Consider the following 5,474-nt stretch of genomic DNA (forward strand, 5'->3'; position numbering starts at 1 on the left):
ATTCGCCTCCCGCTAACGAGAGATCGGAAGCGCAAGTGGTTGAAGTTACAAAGGAAACTTTGAAAACTTCTGAAAATAACCGCTTGACAGCAACAGAGGCTGCTGTAGAATGCGCGCCTCGGTTGAGACGAAAGATCTTAACCAACCGCTCTTTAACAACTGAATCAAGCAATTCGTGTGGGTGCTTGTGGAGTCAGACTGATAGTCAACAAGATTATCAGCATCACAAGTTACTCCGCGAGAAATCAAAGATGTAACCAACGATTGCTGAGCCAAGTTTAGGGTTTCTTAAAAACCCAAAGATGTTTGAACTGAAGAGTTTGATCATGGCTCAGATTGAACGCTGGCGGCAGGCCTAACACATGCAAGTCGAGCGGCAGCACGGGTACTTGTACCTGGTGGCGAGCGGCGGACGGGTGAGTAATGCCTAGGAATCTGCCTGGTAGTGGGGGATAACGCTCGGAAACGGACGCTAATACCGCATACGTCCTACGGGAGAAAGCAGGGGACCTTCGGGCCTTGCGCTATCAGATGAGCCTAGGTCGGATTAGCTAGTTGGTGAGGTAATGGCTCACCAAGGCGACGATCCGTAACTGGTCTGAGAGGATGATCAGTCACACTGGAACTGAGACACGGTCCAGACTCCTACGGGAGGCAGCAGTGGGGAATATTGGACAATGGGCGAAAGCCTGATCCAGCCATGCCGCGTGTGTGAAGAAGGTCTTCGGATTGTAAAGCACTTTAAGTTGGGAGGAAGGGCAGTTACCTAATACGTAATTGTTTTGACGTTACCGACAGAATAAGCACCGGCTAACTCTGTGCCAGCAGCCGCGGTAATACAGAGGGTGCAAGCGTTAATCGGAATTACTGGGCGTAAAGCGCGCGTAGGTGGTTCGTTAAGTTGGATGTGAAATCCCCGGGCTCAACCTGGGAACTGCATTCAAAACTGACGAGCTAGAGTATGGTAGAGGGTGGTGGAATTTCCTGTGTAGCGGTGAAATGCGTAGATATAGGAAGGAACACCAGTGGCGAAGGCGACCACCTGGACTGATACTGACACTGAGGTGCGAAAGCGTGGGGAGCAAACAGGATTAGATACCCTGGTAGTCCACGCCGTAAACGATGTCAACTAGCCGTTGGGAGCCTTGAGCTCTTAGTGGCGCAGCTAACGCATTAAGTTGACCGCCTGGGGAGTACGGCCGCAAGGTTAAAACTCAAATGAATTGACGGGGGCCCGCACAAGCGGTGGAGCATGTGGTTTAATTCGAAGCAACGCGAAGAACCTTACCAGGCCTTGACATCCAATGAACTTTCCAGAGATGGATTGGTGCCTTCGGGAACATTGAGACAGGTGCTGCATGGCTGTCGTCAGCTCGTGTCGTGAGATGTTGGGTTAAGTCCCGTAACGAGCGCAACCCTTGTCCTTAGTTACCAGCACGTAATGGTGGGCACTCTAAGGAGACTGCCGGTGACAAACCGGAGGAAGGTGGGGATGACGTCAAGTCATCATGGCCCTTACGGCCTGGGCTACACACGTGCTACAATGGTCGGTACAGAGGGTTGCCAAGCCGCGAGGTGGAGCTAATCCCAGAAAACCGATCGTAGTCCGGATCGCAGTCTGCAACTCGACTGCGTGAAGTCGGAATCGCTAGTAATCGCGAATCAGAATGTCGCGGTGAATACGTTCCCGGGCCTTGTACACACCGCCCGTCACACCATGGGAGTGGGTTGCACCAGAAGTAGCTAGTCTAACCTTCGGGAGGACGGTTACCACGGTGTGATTCATGACTGGGGTGAAGTCGTAACAAGGTAGCCGTAGGGGAACCTGCGGCTGGATCACCTCCTTAATCGACGACATCAGCTGCTCCATAAGTTCCCACACGAATTGCTTGATTCATTGAAGAAGACGATAAGAAGCAGCCCGAAATTGGGTCTGTAGCTCAGTTGGTTAGAGCGCACCCCTGATAAGGGTGAGGTCGGCAGTTCGAATCTGCCCAGACCCACCAATTTTGTGTGGGAAACGCCTGTAGAAATACGGGGCCATAGCTCAGCTGGGAGAGCGCCTGCCTTGCACGCAGGAGGTCAACGGTTCGATCCCGTTTGGCTCCACCACTACTGCTTCTGTTTGTTGAAAGCTTAGAAATGAGCATTCCACCAAGACGGTGATGAATGTTGATTTCTAGTCTTTGATTAGATCGTTCTTTAAAAATTTGGGTATGTGATAGAAAGATAGACTGGACGTTACTTTCACTGGTAACGGATCAGGCTAAGGTAAAATTTGTGAGTTTAATCGCGAATTTTCGGCGAATGTCGTCTTCACAGTATAACCAGATTGCTTGGGGTTATATGGTCAAGTGAAGAAGCGCATACGGTGGATGCCTTGGCAGTCAGAGGCGATGAAAGACGTGGTAGCCTGCGAAAAGCTTCGGGGAGTCGGCAAACAGACTTTGATCCGGAGATGTCTGAATGGGGGAACCCACCTAACATAAGTTAGGTATCTTAAGCTGAATACATAGGCTTAAGAAGCGAACCAGGGGAACTGAAACATCTAAGTACCCTGAGGAAAAGAAATCAACCGAGATTCCCTTAGTAGTGGCGAGCGAACGGGGACTAGCCCTTAAGTGGCTTTGAGATTAGCGGAACGCTCTGGAAAGTGCGGCCATAGTGGGTGATAGCCCTGTACGCGAAAATCTCTTGGTCATGAAATCGAGTAGGACGGAGCACGAGAAACTTTGTCTGAATATGGGGGGACCATCCTCCAAGGCTAAATACTACTGACTGACCGATAGTGAACTAGTACCGTGAGGGAAAGGCGAAAAGAACCCCGGAGAGGGGAGTGAAATAGATCCTGAAACCGTATGCGTACAAGCAGTGGGAGCCCACTTTGTTGGGTGACTGCGTACCTTTTGTATAATGGGTCAGCGACTTATTTTCAGTGGCGAGCTTAACCGAATAGGGGAGGCGTAGCGAAAGCGAGTCTTAATAGGGCGTCTAGTCGCTGGGAATAGACCCGAAACCGGGCGATCTATCCATGGGCAGGTTGAAGGTTGGGTAACACTAACTGGAGGACCGAACCGACTACCGTTGAAAAGTTAGCGGATGACCTGTGGATCGGAGTGAAAGGCTAATCAAGCTCGGAGATAGCTGGTTCTCCTCGAAAGCTATTTAGGTAGCGCCTCATGTATCACTGTAGGGGGTAGAGCACTGTTTCGGCTAGGGGGTCATCCCGACTTACCAAACCGATGCAAACTCCGAATACCTACAAGTGCCGAGCATGGGAGACACACGGCGGGTGCTAACGTCCGTCGTGAAAAGGGAAACAACCCAGACCGTCAGCTAAGGTCCCAAAGTTATGGTTAAGTGGGAAACGATGTGGGAAGGCTTAGACAGCTAGGAGGTTGGCTTAGAAGCAGCCACCCTTTAAAGAAAGCGTAATAGCTCACTAGTCGAGTCGGCCTGCGCGGAAGATGTAACGGGGCTCAAACCATACACCGAAGCTACGGGTATCACTTAGGTGATGCGGTAGAGGAGCGTTCTGTAAGCCTGTGAAGGTGAGTTGAGAAGCTTGCTGGAGGTATCAGAAGTGCGAATGCTGACATGAGTAACGACAATGGGTGTGAAAAACACCCACGCCGAAAGACCAAGGTTTCCTGCGCAACGTTAATCGACGCAGGGTTAGTCGGTCCCTAAGGCGAGGCTGAAAAGCGTAGTCGATGGAAAACAGGTTAATATTCCTGTACTTCTGGTTATTGCGATGGAGGGACGGAGAAGGCTAGGCCAGCTTGGCGTTGGTTGTCCAAGTTTAAGGTGGTAGGCTGAGATCTTAGGTAAATCCGGGATCTTAAGGCCGAGAGCTGATGACGAGTGTTCTTTTAGAACACGAAGTGGTTGATGCCATGCTTCCAAGAAAAGCTTCTAAGCTTCAGGTAACCAGGAACCGTACCCCAAACCGACACAGGTGGTTGGGTAGAGAATACCAAGGCGCTTGAGAGAACTCGGGTGAAGGAACTAGGCAAAATGGCACCGTAACTTCGGGAGAAGGTGCGCCGGTGAGGGTGAAGCATTTACTGCGTAAGCCCACGCCGGTCGAAGATACCAGGCCGCTGCGACTGTTTATTAAAAACACAGCACTCTGCAAACACGAAAGTGGACGTATAGGGTGTGACGCCTGCCCGGTGCCGGAAGGTTAATTGATGGGGTTAGCTAACGCGAAGCTCTTGATCGAAGCCCCGGTAAACGGCGGCCGTAACTATAACGGTCCTAAGGTAGCGAAATTCCTTGTCGGGTAAGTTCCGACCTGCACGAATGGCGTAACGATGGCGGCGCTGTCTCCACCCGAGACTCAGTGAAATTGAAATCGCTGTGAAGATGCAGTGTATCCGCGGCTAGACGGAAAGACCCCGTGAACCTTTACTATAGCTTTGCACTGGACTTTGAATTTGCTTGTGTAGGATAGGTGGGAGGCTTTGAAGCGTGGACGCCAGTTCGCGTGGAGCCAACCTTGAAATACCACCCTGGCAACTTTGAGGTTCTAACTCAGGTCCGTTATCCGGATCGAGGACAGTGTATGGTGGGTAGTTTGACTGGGGCGGTCTCCTCCTAAAGAGTAACGGAGGAGTACGAAGGTGCGCTCAGACCGGTCGGAAATCGGTCGTAGAGTATAAAGGCAAAAGCGCGCTTGACTGCGAGACAGACACGTCGAGCAGGTACGAAAGTAGGTCTTAGTGATCCGGTGGTTCTGTATGGAAGGGCCATCGCTCAACGGATAAAAGGTACTCCGGGGATAACAGGCTGATACCGCCCAAGAGTTCATATCGACGGCGGTGTTTGGCACCTCGATGTCGGCTCATCACATCCTGGGGCTGAAGCCGGTCCCAAGGGTATGGCTGTTCGCCATTTAAAGTGGTACGCGAGCTGGGTTTAGAACGTCGTGAGACAGTTCGGTCCCTATCTGCCGTGGACGTTTGAGATTTGAGAGGGGCTGCTCCTAGTACGAGAGGACCGGAGTGGACGAACCTCTGGTGTTCCGGTTGTCACGCCAGTGGCATTGCCGGGTAGCTATGTTCGGAATAGATAACCGCTGAAAGCATCTAAGCGGGAAACTAGCCTCAAGATGAGATCTCACTGGGACCTTGAGTCCCCTGAAGGGCCGTCGAAGACTACGACGTTGATAGGTTGGGTGTGTAAGCGCTGTGAGGCGTTGAGCTAACCAATACTAATTGCCCGTGAGGCTTGACCATATAACACCCAAGCAATTTGCTGACCTGAAGAGGCACCAGATTGCGGTGTGTGAAGACGAAACGAACCGAAAGTTCGAGATACTCACAAAACACCAAACTATCGCATACCCATTCGCTGGAGCGTGAGCCGCAAGGCAAACGAGCTGGCTACCGAATTTCTTGACGACCATAGAGCATTGGAACCACCTGATCCCATCCCGAACTCAGCAGTGAAACGATGCATCGCCGATGGTA

General features: G+C 51.5%; 1 protein-coding gene, 2 tRNA genes and 3 rRNA genes. All 6 read left to right on the forward strand.

The features are described from left to right. Window positions 1–257: hypothetical protein (locus KVG95_RS29540; RefSeq protein ID WP_217858956.1), on the forward strand; the 257-nt coding region annotated here is incomplete at its 5' end. Between the two features lie 51 nt (window positions 258–308). After that, window positions 309–1,847, forward strand: a 16S ribosomal RNA gene (locus KVG95_RS29545). Window positions 1,848–1,929: 82 nt separating this feature from the next. Next, window positions 1,930–2,006, forward strand: a tRNA-Ile gene (locus KVG95_RS29550). A gap of 30 nt (window positions 2,007–2,036) precedes the next feature. After that, window positions 2,037–2,112, forward strand: a tRNA-Ala gene (locus KVG95_RS29555). A 236-nt stretch (window positions 2,113–2,348) separates the two neighbouring features. Further along, window positions 2,349–5,240 (forward strand): 23S ribosomal RNA (locus KVG95_RS29560). Between the two features lie 158 nt (window positions 5,241–5,398). Beyond that, window positions 5,399–5,474 (forward strand): 5S ribosomal RNA (gene rrf, locus KVG95_RS29565); the annotation flags it as partial.

Source organism: Pseudomonas farris, assembly GCF_019145235.1.
GTDB classification, from domain to species: Bacteria; Pseudomonadota; Gammaproteobacteria; order Pseudomonadales; family Pseudomonadaceae; genus Aquipseudomonas; species Aquipseudomonas farris.